Origin of the sequence: Sporosarcina jeotgali (genome assembly GCF_033304595.1) — a bacterium.
GTDB lineage: Bacteria > Bacillota > Bacilli > Bacillales_A > Planococcaceae > Sporosarcina > Sporosarcina jeotgali.
In genome coordinates this window covers 3,162,832-3,178,153 of record NZ_CP116341.1, presented here as the reverse complement: position 1 = coordinate 3,178,153, position 15,322 = coordinate 3,162,832, and the positions used below count along the sequence as shown (strand labels likewise).

At 42.8% G+C, this 15,322-nt stretch carries 17 protein-coding genes; 15 read left to right on the top strand and 2 right to left on the bottom strand.

The window, feature by feature from the left end:
• Nucleotides 1–17: 17 nt before the first annotated feature.
• The 6 genes from mnmG to PGH26_RS16030 all read left to right on the top strand — a co-directional run bounded on the left by mnmG (nucleotide 18) and on the right by PGH26_RS16030 (nucleotide 6,270).
• A complete protein-coding gene (gene mnmG / locus PGH26_RS16055; RefSeq protein WP_323692013.1) occupies nucleotides 18–1,907 on the top strand; it encodes a tRNA uridine-5-carboxymethylaminomethyl(34) synthesis enzyme MnmG in 1,890 nt (629 codons plus the stop codon).
• Nucleotides 1,908–1,963: 56 nt separating this feature from the next.
• Complete coding sequence (gene rsmG, locus PGH26_RS16050; RefSeq protein ID WP_323692012.1) at nucleotides 1,964–2,680, top strand: 16S rRNA (guanine(527)-N(7))-methyltransferase RsmG; 717 nt, start codon at nucleotides 1,964–1,966, stop codon at nucleotides 2,678–2,680.
• Between the two features lie 215 nt (nucleotides 2,681–2,895).
• Entirely contained in the window at nucleotides 2,896–3,759 is an 864-nt protein-coding gene (gene noc / locus PGH26_RS16045; RefSeq protein WP_323692011.1) for a nucleoid occlusion protein, read from the top strand.
• 146 nt (nucleotides 3,760–3,905) lie between these two features.
• Nucleotides 3,906–4,667, top strand: coding sequence for a ParA family protein (locus PGH26_RS16040; protein ID WP_323692010.1), 762 nt, complete (start codon nucleotides 3,906–3,908; stop codon nucleotides 4,665–4,667).
• Complete coding sequence (locus PGH26_RS16035; RefSeq protein WP_323692009.1) at nucleotides 4,660–5,502, top strand: ParB/RepB/Spo0J family partition protein; 843 nt, start codon at nucleotides 4,660–4,662, stop codon at nucleotides 5,500–5,502. Before PGH26_RS16040 ends, PGH26_RS16035 begins: the two co-directional genes overlap by 8 nt.
• A gap of 63 nt (nucleotides 5,503–5,565) precedes the next feature.
• A complete protein-coding gene (locus PGH26_RS16030) occupies nucleotides 5,566–6,270 on the top strand; it encodes a DUF554 domain-containing protein (protein WP_323692008.1) in 705 nt (234 codons plus the stop codon).
• Here the strand turns inward: PGH26_RS16030 and yyaC are convergent.
• Nucleotides 6,181–6,822 (bottom strand): spore protease YyaC, encoded by a 642-nt coding sequence (gene yyaC / locus PGH26_RS16025; protein ID WP_323692007.1) that lies wholly within the window; start codon nucleotides 6,820–6,822, stop codon nucleotides 6,181–6,183. The genes PGH26_RS16030 and yyaC overlap by 90 nt on opposite strands.
• A 131-nt stretch (nucleotides 6,823–6,953) precedes the next feature.
• On the opposite strand from yyaC, the gene PGH26_RS16020 reads away from it, so the two are divergent.
• Nucleotides 6,954–7,157: a DUF951 domain-containing protein gene (locus tag PGH26_RS16020; protein ID WP_323692006.1), complete on the top strand. Its 204-nt coding sequence runs from the start codon at nucleotides 6,954–6,956 to the stop codon at nucleotides 7,155–7,157.
• A 92-nt stretch (nucleotides 7,158–7,249) separates the two neighbouring features.
• Nucleotides 7,250–8,350, top strand: coding sequence for a redox-regulated ATPase YchF (gene ychF, locus PGH26_RS16015; protein WP_323692005.1), 1,101 nt, complete (start codon nucleotides 7,250–7,252; stop codon nucleotides 8,348–8,350).
• Between the two features lie 111 nt (nucleotides 8,351–8,461).
• Here the strand turns inward: ychF and PGH26_RS16010 are convergent, their stop codons facing one another.
• Nucleotides 8,462–9,034 carry a DUF3267 domain-containing protein gene (locus PGH26_RS16010; RefSeq protein ID WP_323692004.1) on the bottom strand — a complete coding sequence of 191 codons (573 nt, stop codon included), beginning with the start codon at nucleotides 9,032–9,034 and terminating at the stop codon, nucleotides 8,462–8,464.
• 179 nt (nucleotides 9,035–9,213) lie between these two features.
• Between PGH26_RS16010 and rpsF the strand changes: the two genes are divergently transcribed.
• From rpsF to dnaB, 7 genes are all read left to right on the top strand, one after another.
• Entirely contained in the window at nucleotides 9,214–9,501 is a 288-nt protein-coding gene (gene rpsF, locus PGH26_RS16005) for a 30S ribosomal protein S6 (protein WP_323692003.1), read from the top strand.
• Nucleotides 9,502–9,545: 44 nt separating this feature from the next.
• A complete protein-coding gene (gene ssb, locus PGH26_RS16000) occupies nucleotides 9,546–10,067 on the top strand; it encodes a single-stranded DNA-binding protein (RefSeq protein ID WP_323692002.1) in 522 nt (173 codons plus the stop codon).
• A 42-nt stretch (nucleotides 10,068–10,109) separates the two neighbouring features.
• Nucleotides 10,110–10,346, top strand: coding sequence for a 30S ribosomal protein S18 (gene rpsR / locus PGH26_RS15995; RefSeq protein WP_323692001.1), 237 nt, complete (start codon nucleotides 10,110–10,112; stop codon nucleotides 10,344–10,346).
• Nucleotides 10,347–10,543: 197 nt separating this feature from the next.
• Nucleotides 10,544–11,482, top strand: coding sequence for a YybS family protein (locus PGH26_RS15990; RefSeq protein ID WP_323692000.1), 939 nt, complete (start codon nucleotides 10,544–10,546; stop codon nucleotides 11,480–11,482).
• 12 nt (nucleotides 11,483–11,494) lie between these two features.
• Nucleotides 11,495–13,465 carry a DHH family phosphoesterase gene (locus PGH26_RS15985; protein WP_323691999.1) on the top strand — a complete coding sequence of 657 codons (1,971 nt, stop codon included), beginning with the start codon at nucleotides 11,495–11,497 and terminating at the stop codon, nucleotides 13,463–13,465.
• Between the two features lie 2 nt (nucleotides 13,466–13,467).
• The gene (rplI, locus tag PGH26_RS15980) at nucleotides 13,468–13,914 is read left to right on the top strand and encodes a 50S ribosomal protein L9 (RefSeq protein WP_323691998.1); all 447 of its coding nucleotides are present in this window, start codon (nucleotides 13,468–13,470) and stop codon (nucleotides 13,912–13,914) included.
• Between the two features lie 15 nt (nucleotides 13,915–13,929).
• Nucleotides 13,930–15,282, top strand: a complete 1,353-nt coding sequence (gene dnaB, locus PGH26_RS15975; protein ID WP_323691997.1) for a replicative DNA helicase — start codon at nucleotides 13,930–13,932, stop codon at nucleotides 15,280–15,282.
• Nucleotides 15,283–15,322: the final 40 nt, after the last annotated feature.

Sequence of the window (15,322 nt, the reverse complement as noted above, 5' to 3'; positions counted from 1 at the left end):
AGGAAGGATGAACGAGCATGCCACAATTTGAAGCAGGCACGTTCGATGTTATCGTAATCGGCGCCGGCCATGCAGGCGTAGAAGCAGCATATGCATCAGCAAAAATGGGGGCGAGTACGCTCGTACTTACCATGAACTTGGATATGATTGCCTTCATGCCATGTAATCCATCACTTGGAGGACCTGCAAAGGGAATTGTTGTCCGGGAAATCGATGCACTTGGCGGAGCGATGGGTAAAGTAATCGACAAAACACACATTCAGATGCGAATGTTAAATACAGGAAAAGGACCTGCAGTTCGTGCACTTCGCGCGCAAGCAGACAAAGTCCTTTATCAGCAAGAGATGAAGCGCATGCTAGAAGATGAAGAGACGTTATCTCTTCACCAGGGTGTCGTGGAAGAACTAATTGTAGAAGATGGAGAAGTAAAAGGTGTGCTCACGCAAATTGGAGCCATCTACCGTGCAAAAACAGTCATTGTTACAACAGGGACGTTTTTACGGGGAGAAGTCATCATCGGGGACTTGAAATACTCTAGTGGTCCAAATAACCAGATGCCTTCTATCAAATTAGCGGATAGCCTCCGCGAACTTGGCTTTGACACAGTACGATTTAAAACTGGTACACCTCCGCGTGTCAATAGTAATACAGTGGATTATAGCAAAACTGAAATTCAACCTGGCGATGATACACCGCGTGCATTCAGCTTCGAAACAACTGAATTCATTACAGATCAGCTGCCTTGCTGGTTAACATATACATCACCGTTAACGCATCAGCTTATAAATGATAATCTTCATTTATCGCCAATGTATTCAGGAGTCATCAAAGGAAAAGGACCAAGTTATTGTCCATCAATTGAGGACAAAATTGTCCGTTTTGCTGATAAATCAAGACATCAGATTTTCCTTGAGCCAGAGGGACGTAATACACGTGAAATGTATGTACAAGGTCTTTCTACAAGTTTACCTGAGCACGTACAGCGTAAAATGATTGAAAGTGTTCCAGGACTTGAAAAAGCTCAAATGTTACGTGCTGGTTATGCAATTGAGTACGATGCGATTGTACCAACCCAGTTATGGCCAACACTTGAAACGAAAAAGATTAAGAATTTATATACAGCAGGTCAATTGAATGGAACATCCGGTTACGAAGAAGCTGCAGCACAAGGCATCATGGCAGGCATCAATGCAGCAAGCCGCGTTCTTGGAAAAGAAGAAGTTGTTCTAGGACGGGCGGATGCATATATTGGTGTCCTGATCGATGATTTAGTGACGAAGGGAACGAGCGAGCCTTACCGTTTACTTACTTCACGGGCAGAATACCGTCTGTTGCTGCGTCATGACAACGCAGACTTGCGTTTAACTGAAATTGGTCATTCACTTGGAATGATTTCAGAAGAACGATATGAAAAGTTCATTGTGAAGAAGCAGCAAATTGAAGAAGAGATTGAACGGTTACGTAAAGTATCTGTAAAGCCTGAAGAAGCAGTTCAAGCGATTATAGAAGCAGCTGGCGGAACACCACTTCGTGAACCTATGAAAGCTGCAGATTTGTTGAAACGCCCGGAGATGAAATATGACGAGATTAGTAAGGTCATTCCTCTAGAAACCGCGTGTACTCCAGATGTTGCAGAACAAGTTGAAATCTCCATTAAGTATGAAGGGTACATTGAAAAAGCGATGCAACAAGTGAATCGTATGAAGAAAATGGAGAATAAGAAGATTCCAGAGGGCATTGATTATCACGCAATTACAGGTCTTGCAAAAGAAGCTAGAGCGAATTTAAGCGATGTGCGGCCTTTGTCGATTGCTCAAGCTTCACGGATCTCAGGAGTGAATCCTGCTGATATCTCTATTCTTCTTGTCTACATCGAACAAGGTAAAATCGCTAAAATATCCGGCTAACCCCTAGCTAATACGGATATAAAGTCCGTATTAGCTTTTTTGAAAGGTGGATCCCAGTGAACGAAGAACAATTTATAGAAGCACTTCGAGAGAAGGGAATATCCCTGACTGAGAAGCAAGTGGAGCAGTTTAATCTATATTTCAAACTGCTTGTTGAATGGAATGAAAAGATGAATTTGACGGCAATTACTGACGCTCCGTCTGTCTATCTAAAACACTTCTATGACTCAATTTCAGCTGCGTTTTTCACGGATTTAACGCAGGAACTTACACTTTGTGATGTAGGAGCAGGTGCAGGATTCCCAAGCATTCCGTTGAAAATCTGCTTCCCGAATCTCCATGTGACAATTGTGGATTCATTAAACAAACGTATTAATTTTCTTAATGAACTTGCAAGCGAATTGGAATTGAAAAATGTACGCTTCGTGCATGCACGTGCGGAGGACTTTGGACAAAACCCGTTATACCGTGAACAATTTGATATCGTAACAGCACGAGCAGTTGCACGGCTCAGTGTCTTAGCAGAGTTATGTGTCCCAGCATTGAAAGTAGAAGGACGATTCATAGCAATGAAAGGCGCTGCTGCAGCTGATGAAATGACAGATGCAAAAAAAGCACTTGAAACTCTTGGCGTTGTGTTAGAAGATAAACATACATTCTCTCTTCCGCTTGAAGAGAGTGAACGGACTGTATTTGTATTCTCTAAAGTTAAAAAAACTCCTAAAAAGTATCCACGAAAACCGGGCATGCCAAATAAGACGCCAATCTGTTGAACTGTTTCACGTGGAACATTGTAGGCCAGAAAGAAAGAGAGTGAGTGAATTGCTCTCTTTCTTACATAGGTTTTCAGTCCAATTCAAAGGAAGTGGACTGCCGTCAACTGTTTCAATGGAAAAGAAGTTGAACTAATGACGGATAGAAATCATCCTCTCTGCAGCGACTGAATGTGTTCACAACAGAGGATAGTCTTAAAAAGGTGGTGTCTGGAATGAAAAATACGTTTTCACGTTTTTTTGGGAATGGAGAAAAAGAACTCCCCCCGATAGAAGAGGCGGAACCTATGGTAAATGAATCCGTAGAACAAATTAAAATCGATCTTATTGTACCCAATCGTTTTCAACCGCGCACCATCTTCTCAGAAGAGAAAATTGAAGAGTTAGCTCGTACCATTCATACACACGGTATTATCCAGCCAATTGTCATACGACAGACTGAAGAAGACGGTTATGAAATCATCGCTGGCGAGCGGCGTTACCGAGCAATGAAAAAACTCGGGTGGGAAGAAGTTCCTGCAATCGTACGTAACTTAGACGATAAAGAAACAGCTTCAATTGCTTTGATAGAGAACTTACAACGGGAAGAACTTACTGCAATTGAAGAGGCCTATGCGTATGAAAAGTTGCTGGAGCTTCATGCATTAACACAAGAGGCATTAGCTCAGCGTTTAGGAAAAGGCCAGTCTACTATTGCGAATAAAATGAGATTGCTTAAATTGCCTGATGAAATAAAACAAGCAATATTATCGAAAGAGTTATCTGAGCGTCATGCCCGAGCACTCATTGCATTGAAAGACCCTGAAATTCAGAAACAAGTTTTCCAAGAGGCAATCGAAAACGGACTCAATGTAAAACAATTAGAAGCTAGAATTAAAGAAGTGCTGACGCCTCCTGAACCAAAAGAAAAGAAGACAGCCCCACGCAGGAAGTCAGTCAGCAAAGACGTCCGCATTGCAGTCAATACAATCCGTCAATCGTTAACGATGGTAACGAAAAGCGGAATTGACCTGACAACGGAAGAGGAAGACTCCGAGGACTTTTACACATTCACGGTGAAAATCCCGAAATCTAAATAAATACAGTGTAAATTGACTCTTGCTTTCAGTTGGCAAGAGTTTTTGTTCTGTTATTCGTACCATTCTTAATGTTTTTTTGGTAAACTGATAGATAGAACAATTATGCAAGGATCGAACAGCATGTAAGGAAGAAAGCAGGTGCTCGTTTGGGAAGAATTATCGCAATAGCCAATCAAAAAGGCGGCGTTGGAAAGACAACTACCTCGGTAAACCTCAGCGCCTGTCTTGCACATATTGGAAAAAAAGTTTTGTTAATTGATACAGATCCACAAGGAAATGCTACGAGTGGGGTAGGTATTAACAAAGGTGATGTCCAAAATTGTATATACGACATCCTTATTGATGACGTGCCTATGAAAGACGTTATTTTGCCAACGAAAGTGCCTTTGCTGGATTGCATTCCCGCAACGATTTCATTGGCAGGCGCGGAAATTGAACTAGTCTCCACGATTTCAAGAGAAGTCCGTATGAAACATGCCATCCAGGAAGTAAAAGCTGATTATGATTACATTATTATTGACTGTCCGCCTTCATTAGGGCTGTTAACAATTAATGCTCTGACTGCGTCAGATTCCATTATCATCCCAGTACAATGTGAATATTACGCATTGGAAGGGTTGAGTCAGTTACTCAGCACGATTCGTCTTGTACAAAAACATTTGAACGATAATCTAGTAATAGATGGCGTGCTGCTGACGATGTTTGATGCACGTACAAATTTAGGAATTCAAGTAATTGATGAAGTGAAAAAGTACTTCCAAGACAAAGTATATAAAACAATTATTCCACGAAATGTAAGGTTGAGTGAAGCACCGAGTCATGGAGAACCGATCATTCTATATGATTCGCGTTCACGAGGAGCGGAAGTTTACTTAGAGCTGGCAAAGGAAGTGGTTCACAATGGCTAAAGGTCTTGGTAAGGGGATTAATGCATTGTTTCCAGGAGAGTCGCTTGTAAAAGCAGAATCAGTGGAACAGATTAATCTTAAAAGTATCACTGTAAATCCGTATCAACCGAGGAAGCGTTTTGATGAGAACGCAATTCAAGAACTCAGTGCTTCCATTAAAGAACATGGTGTATTGCAGCCCATCATTTTACGCAAAGTCGGATCTGCACATGAAATTGTTGTAGGAGAGCGTCGATTCAGAGCGGCAAAACTTGCAGGATTGAGAGAGATTCCTGCAGTAGTCCGTCAGCTAACAGATACTGAGTCAATGGAACTTGCAATACTTGAAAACCTTCAGCGAGAAGACTTGTCTCCGATTGAAGAGGCGGAAGCCTACCAGAACTTAATGGACAGCTTAGGTCTAACTCAAGAGCAACTTGCTTTTCGTTTAGGAAAAAGCCGGCCTCATATTGCCAATCACATTCGATTGCTGGCACTTCCTGAAAAGGTCCGTAAAGATATTACGGAAGGCAAGCTGTCTATGGGGCATGGCCGTACGCTGCTTGGGTTGCGTAAAAAAGAACAGATTTCTATTATCGCTGAGAAGACGATGAAAGAAGGATTAAACGTTCGTCAATTAGAAGCATTAGTTCAAAAGCTGAACGAACATGTTTCACGTGAAACAAATAAGAAGAAAGAAAAGAAAGATTTGTTTCTAGTTGAACAGGAGACAACACTGCGTGAACACTTTGGTACGAATGTATCTATTAAAAAGACGAAAAACAAAGGGAAAATTGAAATTGAATTTTTCTCTGAAGAAGACTTTGAACGGATACTTGATTTACTGAATGATTGAACGTGTACCTATTTCGCACTAGCGGAATAGGTACTATTTTTTAATGGTCGGGAAGTGGTTTACATGGTGTTTTACGGCACGTTAGTGAACGTAGCACTAATTATCGCAGGTTCTTTAATCGGCAGGATATTTAAAAATATCCCTGACCGTATGAAACAGACAGTTATGTATGGAATTGCGCTGGCTGTCATGGCAATTGGTATTCAGATGACCTTTGCAACTACACAGTTGCTTATTGTTATTATCAGCATCGTAATTGGTTCTGTAATTGGGGAATGGATAAATGTCGATAAAATGATGGAACAAGCAGGGAAGTGGCTGGAATCAAAAATGCCTGCCCAAAAAAGCGGACAAGGCATTTCTCAAGGATTCATCACAGCAACAATGATTTTTGTCATTGGCTCTATGTCAATCATTGGGGCAATCGACAGTGGGTTGCGGAACGATCATGATGTGCTGATGATGAAAGGGGTAATCGATGGATTTACATCAATCATCCTGAGCTCAACGCTCGGAATTGGAGTCATTTTTGCAGCAGTGCCCGTATTACTATACCAGGGACTGATCACATTATTTTCTACACAAATCAGCCGTTTTGTTCCAGATGAGCTTCTTGAGCTTTTCATATCGGAAATGACTGCAACAGGGGGCCTTATGATTTTGGCGATCGGACTGAACTTAATCGGCTTGACTAAGATCCGAGTAGCGAACTTCATTCCCGCTATTCCGGTAGTGGCTCTGATTGTAAGTATCATATACGCGTTTTGACTTTAGACGGCCATGTGCAAGTTGCAGTGCGCGCGAAATAGTTCGTCCCATTTCATAAGATAGATGAAGCCGTGTGCTTTGAAGAACGGAATGCTCCATGAAGCCTCCGATATTGACGACACCTTTTATGGCAATATCACCAACTGAAGGAAGCTCTTTGCCAACTGCCTTTCCCGGCTGCAATGGCCCGTCTTGTACAAGCAGATGCCCCACTGAATCACTTTTTCCAAGGCACGCGTCAACTGCAACAAAGTATGCATCGGGATGAGTTACAGCAAGCTCAGTAACTCTCTCTTCAATATTAAGTGCGTGAAGAGGATCTTCTAACGTACCGATAACACGGTAAGGGAATGATCGAGTTTCTGTGAGTAATGAGCCAACGAGCGGACCTAGTGCATCACCAGTTGACCGATCTGTTCCAATACATAGGAACAGGATTTCACGTGTTGTAAAAGGAATATTTTCTAAGAACAACGTGCTCAATTTCCAAACGGCACCAGTTTCTTTGTAGTGAATACGAGAGTTCAATTCGGCTTGTTCAAGTTTTTGCATAATCAGGCTCCTGTCTAGGAATAGTAGTAGGAATGTGCGTTGTCCTGAAGTATACTCAAAACAAAGCCAGATTATACGTAAATAACTAATCTCAAGCGAACGTATGAGAATGAATGATCGGAGTGAATAGATTGGAAGCAAAACAATTTGGTATAAATGATGTCGTAGAGATGAAAAAACAGCATCCATGCGGAACGAATTCCTGGAAGGTCATTCGTATGGGGGCAGACATACGCATTAAGTGCTTAGGATGCGGTCATAGTATCATGATTCCACGTAACGAATTTACAAAAAAAATGAAGCGTGTGATCCAGCAAGGGGATACAGAAAGCTGAATGGACAGAAAGGCGTTCTCTCCTTATAATGGAAGAGCTGCATTGAATAATTGAACATAATAAATTGGTATAGATGAAAGGTTGGGAAAGTTATGGCATTGACAGCTGGTATCGTCGGACTTCCGAACGTTGGAAAGTCCACGTTGTTCAACGCAATTACAAAGGCTGGTGCGGAAGCTGCGAACTATCCGTTCTGTACAATCGATCCGAACGTAGGAATCGTAGAAGTACCTGATGAGCGTCTTCAAAAACTGACTGAACTTGTCACACCGAAAAAGACAGTGCCTACTGCTTTTGAGTTTACAGACATAGCAGGAATTGTTGAGGGAGCGAGTAAAGGAGAAGGACTTGGAAATAAGTTTTTGTCTCACATTCGAGAAACCGATGCAATTTGTCAGGTTGTTCGTTGTTTCGCAGATGATAATATTACACACGTAAGTGGTAAAGTAGATCCTTTGTCAGACATCGAAGTCATCAATCTTGAATTGATTCTTGCAGATATGGAAAGCGTGGACAAGCGTCTTCAGCGTGTTACAAAAATGGCAAAGCAGAAAGATAAAGAAGCTATGATTGAAGAGCCGGTTCTTCTTAAATTGAAAGATGCGTTTGAAGCAGGAGAGTCTGCACGTTCTGTAGAGCTTACTCCTGAAGAAACAGCGGTTGTAAAGGGTATGCATTTGCTGACCATTAAACCGATGCTTTACGTAGCAAATGTTTCAGAAGATGAAATTGCGGATGCAGCGAACAACGAGTATGTGCAAGCCGTTCGTGACTTCGCTGAAAAAGACAATGCGGAAGTTATTGTTGTCTGTGCGAAGATTGAAGAAGAGATGGCGGAGCTCGATGATGACGAAAAGCAAATGTTCCTAGATGAGCTTGGTATCGAAGAGTCCGGTCTTGATCAATTAATCCGTGCTGCGTATCAGTTGCTCGGATTGGCAACGTACTTTACGGCGGGTGTGCAAGAAGTTCGTGCATGGACATTCCGTAAGGGCATGAAGGCGCCTCAATGTGCTGGTGTCATCCATACGGACTTTGAGCGTGGATTCATCCGCGCTGAAACAGTTGCGTATGATGATTTAATGGCAGCAGGTTCAATGGCTGCTGCAAAAGAAGCTGGAAAAGTACGACTTGAAGGAAAAGAATACCTCGTTAAAGATGGAGACGTAATGCTATTCCGTTTTAATGTGTAAGCACAATTTTATTAAAAAGCCAGGCATGCAAGGATGCAGAATCCTTCATGTCTGGCTTTTTTCTTAATATGAATAGTCAACCACATGTCTTGTTAAGAATGAAGGAACGCTTTACTCCACGGAATGAACAGGCTCATGCAAATAGAGTCGCGGACGTTCTGGATCGTCTTTTACGAGCCATTCATCTGGAAACTGTTTCAGTTCTTTGTACATCGCGAAGTCACCGGCTGCTCCTCCAATAAGAAGACCCCCAAGGAATAGCCATACACCGTTGGATAGATATAAACCAACAAGTGCAGGAATAACGCCCGTAGTCCAAAATGGCATAAGTAACGCTTTTCGAATGGCGGCATTGGTCATCCACTCATCTGTTGTGGCATACGCAATGCCAAGTTTTAAATTGACACCGACAATCATCTTTCGCCACGGAACTCCCGCAAAAATGCGGAAGCCTAATAAATGAAACAATTCATGAACTACAATCAGGACGATATATCCGATGACTGCAAAAAGAACGTTCCAAAACGAGAACGAAATGGAAAACTTATGAAGAACGGCTAGCTGAATGAACACATCAAGTGCAAACAATCCAACAGTTACCCATAAAGTTACCCATAGCCCCGTTTTTGCTACTTTTCGTAAGTCCAAGTCGACGATGTGTGCGGGTTCATTAGAAGCACGCATTCAAACACCTCTTTCTACAATCACAAACTTCACTTGCTAAGTTTTTCTTTACTATACAGGAGAAACACTTGAATTACGACAGGACTTATGATAGTATGTATTGATGTGAGTAAACAAGTTTACTTACTCCTTGCCCGCTGCTTGCAGCAGGGCCCAAGTCCATAAGGAGGTGACTACAGATGAGAAAGTATGAAATTATGTACATCATTCGCCCAAGTCTAGATGACGATGCGAAGAAAGCATTGATCGAACGTTTCGACGGAGTCTTGACTTCGAACGGTGCGGAGATCATCGAGTCGAAAGAGTGGGGCAAGCGCCGTCTTGCATACGAAATCGACGATTTGCGTGAAGGATTCTACCAATTGGTAACTCTTAACGCAGGTACAGAAGCAATCGACGAATTTACACGTCTTGCGAACATCAACGAAGGTATCCTTCGTCATATGTCTGTTCGTCTTGACGCATAATCTATAAAATACAACGTAAAAACGATGAGGGAGGCTGAATTCTGATGATTAACCGTGTCGTATTGGTCGGCCGATTGACAAAAGATCCTGAACTCAAATATACACAAAGTGGAATTGCGGTCACTCGCTTTACACTGGCTGTGAACAGACCGTTCTCAAGTCAGTCCGGCGAGCGTGAAGCTGATTTCATTAACTGTGTAGCTTGGAGAAAACAGGCGGAAAACACTGCGAATTTCTTACGTAAGGGCAGTCTGGCTGGTGTAGACGGACGTATTCAGACAAGCAATTTCGAAGGACAAGATGGCAAGCGTGTCTTCATGACAGAAGTTGTGGCAGATAGCGTGCAATTCTTAGAACCCCGTAATGCAAACTCTGAGCGGTCTGGCTCGCAAGGCGGAGCACCTGCTTACGGAAATCAGCAGTCTGACCGTCCGTATAATCAGAATCAGCAACAGAATCAGCCATCTTATCAGCCTAACCAGCAAAACTATACACGCACTGATGAAGATCCGTTTCAATCAGGCGGCGGTCCGATTGAAGTATCGGACGATGATTTGCCGTTCTGATTCGGATTTCTCTCATGCGGATAAAAAGGAGGAGAAACGATTATGGCACCACGTCGTGGAGGAAAAAGACGTCGTAAGGTATGTTATTTCACGTCTAACAACATTACACACATCGATTATAAAGATGCAGACTTGCTCAAGAAATTCATTTCAGAGCGCGGTAAAATTTTGCCACGTCGCGTTACAGGTACAAGCGCGAAGTATCAGCGTAAGCTGACTTCCGCTATCAAACGCGCACGTATCATGGCACTTCTACCATTCGTAGCAGAAGAAAGATAATTACAAGATCCACCTTGTTGGCCTGGGATATCCTCGGGCACAAGGTGGATTTTTTATTCCAGGGAAGAATACAGGGAACAACTGTGTGGCTTTGGTGTCTGTACTCTAATCGTGATACAATTAGGGGAGGACATCCGGATGAATTGAATAGAGCTTTTCACGAGGATGATGTACTACGAACCGGAGGAATCCCAATTATGCAAGACAATGCACGAAAACTGACGTATGGAGCTATGATGATTGCACTGTTTGCAGTCTTGTTCGCGGTCAGCCTGTATATACCGCTGCTTGGCAGTGTATCACTGTTCTTTATACCGCTCCCCATTTTACTCTACAGACTTCGCTATGATCGAAGTGCAAGTTTACTCGTCGCTGTTGCGGCCATTTTAGTTTCTTCATTACTAGGCGGTTTACTGTCTATCCCTGCTGCAATTTCACTTGTTCTTATTGGGTTTGTCATGGGCGAGACCATACAACTGGGGAAGTCCAAGTTTTATACGGTCATGGCTGTCAGCATGACTGTCCTCATTTCAATGACAGCTACGTATGTTGGCGGCGTGTTGCTTTTTGAATTCAATGCAATTGATGTGATGATGGATACTTTCCAAGATGCTCAGCAAAGAATGACGGAGTTCTTATCAGACTTTGGAGCACTCCCGAAGGATTATGAAAAAATCATTTCTGATACATTTGTATACTACAAGTCAACAATACCTGCAATGGTGATACTCGGCTCCTTATTAGCAGGATATTTGTTTGTTGCTGCAAGCTTTTATACAGCAGGCAGGGTAGGGGCAAAAATTCAGAAGTTCCCGCCATTCCGGGAAATGAAACTTCCATTTATGACGATTGTCATTTATGCGGTGATTATTCTTTCTTCATTCTTAATGGCAAATGATACAACGTCTACGTATTACTTGTTCTACATCAATGCTGTGGTTATTTTGAGATTTGCATTTTTGCTGCAAGGACTTTCGTTGATCTACTACTTTTTACACGAACGAAAGCTGCCTCGCTTCATAACTATAATTACTACAGTTTTTGCGATTATGCTGAATCCGATGACGATAATGCTTGGGACACTGGACACGGCCATTAACATTCGGGCATGGATAGGAAAAGACAAGGTGAACTAGGAGGATGAGACAATGACATCTTTTTTTAGAAAGAGAGCGATTCGTTATCCGCTTGCTGCCGTCTCACTCCTCGGCGTTCTGGCGGCAGTATTTTTGTTTATGTTTAACTTTTGGATCGGGCTTCTTTATACGGTTATCTTTTTTGCATTAATCGGTTCTTCATGGAAGATTGAAGAACAAACGTATGTGGATACTGAAAAACATATTGAAACCATGTCGTACCGCATGAAAAAGGTTGGAGAAGAAGCATTGCTTGAACTGCCGATTGGAATTATCTTACTCAATGAGAAGCAAATCATTGAGTGGGCCAACCCATACGCGGCACAGATCTTTGAAGAAGAGTCGTTAATTGGAGAAGAGCTTTTTGAGCTGTCTGAACAATTTCGTTCGTTTTTAAAAGACGATGTACCGGATGATTTGACGATGACGGTGGGAGATCGTTCCTTCAGACTGGCATATAAACCAGAGGACCGTCTCATCTATTTATTTGATGTAACAAAAAAGCGGGAAATTGAATCATTGTATTACGCAGATCGAACAGTAATTGGTATTTTACTCGTTGATAACTATGACGAATTGGCACAGACGATGGATGATCAGACAAGAAGCCAGCTGAACTCTCTTGTGACCTCGCTTATTAATAGCTGGGGGACGGACAATGGAATCTTCGTGAAGCGTGTTTCTTCAGATCGTTTCATAGCTGTATTCAATGAATCCATGCTCAATGACCTGGAAAAAACTAAATTTGCCATTCTTGACGATGTTCGAGAAAAAACGGCAAAACAAAGCAATGGTCTTACGCTGAGTATCGGTGTAGGCGCTGGATCTCCGTCACTGGTTGAATTAGGTGAACTTGCTCAATCCAGTTTGGATCTTGTACTTGGGCGCGGAGGCGATCAGGTCGCAATTAAGCGGTCGGACGGAAAACTGAAATTCTTTGGGGGTAAGACGAACCCTGTGGAGAAGCGGACGAGAGTGCGTGCCCGTGTAATCTCTCATGCGTTGCGTGACTTAATCCAAGGCAGTGATCAAATCTTTGTCATGGGTCATAAGATGCCGGACATGGATGCAATTGGTGCAGCGATCGGCGTTCGTAAAATGGCCCGGATGAACAACGTTCCAGGATATGTGGTAGTGAATTTCGATGAATTAGATGCGAGCGTAAATCGACTGATTGACGAGATTGAACAAGACCCTGATTTGTATGATCATTTCATACATCCGGACGAGGTATTAGCTAAGATGACTGATAAATCATTAGTGGTCATAGTGGATACACATAAACCGAGCATGGTCATCGATGAAAGAGTGATTGATAAGGCTGAAAAGCTTGTTGTGATCGACCACCATCGCCGAGGCGAAGAGTTCGTACAAAATACGATGCTTGTTTATATGGAGCCATACGCATCCTCTACAGCCGAACTGGTGACAGAGCTTATTGAGTATCAGCCGAAAAATGAGAAATTAACAATGCTTGAGTCGACAGCCATGCTTGCGGGTATTGTGGTCGATACGAAGAGCTTTACATTACGAACGGGTTCACGTACGTTTGAAGCTGCTTCATACTTACGAACGAATGGTGCGGATACGGTTCTTGTACAGCGCTTGCTGAAAGAGAATATTGAAACGTATGTAGAACGTTCAAGACTGATTGAAACGGTAGAGATCATGGATGGCGGTGTCGCTATTGCTAAAGGTGATAATGGCGAACCTTATAACTCTGTACTGATTGCACAAACTGCAGATATTTTGTTAACGATGCAAGGCGTGTCTGCTTCCTTTGTCATCGCACCGCGCTCAGATGGTAAGATTGGAATAAGTGCCCGTTCGCTCGGTGAACTGAATGTCCAGCGAGTAATGGAACAGCTTGGCGGTGGAGGACATTTGACGAATGCTGCTACACAGCTTACGTTAGATACCGTGGAAGAAGCGGAAGAACAATTGAAACAAGTAATTTTGGATGATCAGGAAAGGGGAGATTGAAAATGAAAGTTATTTTTCTGCAGGATGTAAAAGGCAAAGGTAAAAAAGGTGATGTGAAAGAGGTTTCTGTAGGGTATGCTCAAAACTTCTTATTAAAGAATAATGTGGCTGTTGAAGCAACACCAGCAGCTCTCAGCAAGTTAGAAGGACAAAAGAATCGTCAGGCAAAAGATGCTGCTGGAGAATTGGATGATGCAAAAAAACTAAAAGCACACATCGAAGAGCTGACAGTTGAATTGACAGCGAAGTCTGGTGAAGACGGCCGATTATTTGGATCAGTCACTTCAAAACAAATTGCGTCAGCTTTAGAAAAGCAGCACGGTATTAAACTGGATAAACGTAAGATGGACCTGCCTGATGCAATTCGTGCGCTTGGATATACGAATGTCCCTGTGAAGCTGCATCACGAGGTCAATGCGGTATTGAAAGTCCACGTAACTGAAGAATGATAAGGAGATAGTCTGATGGATCAAATGATAGATCGTATCCCCCCTCATAATAACGAAGCCGAGCAGTCCGTCATCGGTGCAATTTTCTTGGATCCTCAAGCGCTAATAACAGCGGCGGAGGTTTTGATCCCTGAGGATTTCTACCGTACTGCACATCATAAGATTTTCTTAACTATGATCGGCCTGAGTGATAAGGGGCAGGCGATCGATGTGGTCACTGTCACGGAAGAACTGTCTGCGAAAAAGGAATTGGAAGACGTTGGCGGGATCTCTTATTTAACAGAAATAGCAAACTCCGTACCAACTGCAGCGAACATTGAACACTATGCCCGCATCGTGGAAGAGAAGTCGCTGCTTAGACGTCTAATTTCGGTTGCTTCAACAATTATGGAAGACGGTTATACACGGGAAGACGAAGTGGAAGCACTTCTATCAGAAGCTGAAAAGAAAATGATGGAAGTTGCGAACCGTAAAAATGCCGGAGACTTCCGTCATATTAAAGATGTACTGGTGGATACGTATGACAACATAGAAGTTTTGCATACGCGCAGGGGAGACGTTACAGGCGTTCCAACAGGTTTCACCGATCTAGATAAGATAACTGCTGGTTTCCAACCCAATGACTTAATCATTGTGGCAGCACGGCCTTCCGTTGGTAAGACCGCATTTGCCTTGAACGTTGCCCAGAACGTTGCTACTAAGACAGATGAAAACGTTGCAATCTTTAGTCTGGAGATGGGTGCTGAACAGCTCGTCATGCGTATGCTATGTGCAGAAGGTAATATTGATGCATCTGTACTGCGAACGGGTAATCTCGAGGCTGAGGATTGGCGCAAGTTGACGATGGCAATGGGAAGTCTATCCAATGCCGGAATCTTCATCGATGATTCTCCAGGTATTCGTATTAATGAGATCAGGTCAAAGTGCCGTCGTTTGCAACAAGAGCACGGGCTGGGAATGATTATGATCGATTACTTGCAACTTATTATGGGGAGCGGCAGATCGGGTGAGAACCGACAGCAAGAAGTATCGGAAATTTCCCGTTCATTAAAAGCACTCGCTCGTGAACTTAAAATCCCAGTAATCGCCTTGTCACAGCTGTCCCGTGGAGTTGAGCAGCGTCAAGACAAACGGCCAATGATGTCTGACTTACGAGAGTCTGGAAGTATTGAGCAAGATGCGGATATCGTTTCGTTCTTGTATCGTGAAGATTACTATGACAAAGAAACTGAAAACCAGAATATGATTGAGATTATCATTGCTAAGCAGCGTAACGGTCCAACTGGAACGGTGACGTTAGCCTTTGCTAAGGAATACAATAAGTTCTTGAACATCGATTGGTCACAACATGAGTCCTTTGGTGCTTAAACACGAATGTAGGAGAATAGTAGTTCTCTAACGTTCGTGT

Bases quoted from the DNA above. Each gene is read 5' to 3' on its own strand.
- mnmG (WP_323692013.1), top strand. From the start codon at position 18: ATGCCACAATTTGAAGCAGGCACGTTCGATGTTATCGTAATCGGCGCC.
- noc (WP_323692011.1), top strand. From the start codon at position 2,896: ATGAAAAATACGTTTTCACGTTTTTTTGGGAATGGAGAAAAAGAACTC.
- PGH26_RS16035 (WP_323692009.1), top strand. From the start codon at position 4,660: ATGGCTAAAGGTCTTGGTAAGGGGATTAATGCATTGTTTCCAGGAGAG.
- PGH26_RS16030 (WP_323692008.1), top strand. From the start codon at position 5,566: ATGGTGTTTTACGGCACGTTAGTGAACGTAGCACTAATTATCGCAGGT.
- yyaC (WP_323692007.1), bottom strand. From the start codon at position 6,822: ATGCAAAAACTTGAACAAGCCGAATTGAACTCTCGTATTCACTACAAA.
- ychF (WP_323692005.1), top strand. From the start codon at position 7,250: ATGGCATTGACAGCTGGTATCGTCGGACTTCCGAACGTTGGAAAGTCC.
- PGH26_RS16010 (WP_323692004.1), bottom strand. From the start codon at position 9,034: ATGCGTGCTTCTAATGAACCCGCACACATCGTCGACTTGGACTTACGA.
- rpsF (WP_323692003.1), top strand. From the start codon at position 9,214: ATGAGAAAGTATGAAATTATGTACATCATTCGCCCAAGTCTAGATGAC.
- ssb (WP_323692002.1), top strand. From the start codon at position 9,546: ATGATTAACCGTGTCGTATTGGTCGGCCGATTGACAAAAGATCCTGAA.
- rpsR (WP_323692001.1), top strand. From the start codon at position 10,110: ATGGCACCACGTCGTGGAGGAAAAAGACGTCGTAAGGTATGTTATTTC.
- PGH26_RS15990 (WP_323692000.1), top strand. From the start codon at position 10,544: ATGCAAGACAATGCACGAAAACTGACGTATGGAGCTATGATGATTGCA.
- PGH26_RS15985 (WP_323691999.1), top strand. From the start codon at position 11,495: ATGACATCTTTTTTTAGAAAGAGAGCGATTCGTTATCCGCTTGCTGCC.
- rplI (WP_323691998.1), top strand. From the start codon at position 13,468: ATGAAAGTTATTTTTCTGCAGGATGTAAAAGGCAAAGGTAAAAAAGGT.
- dnaB (WP_323691997.1), top strand. From the start codon at position 13,930: ATGGATCAAATGATAGATCGTATCCCCCCTCATAATAACGAAGCCGAG.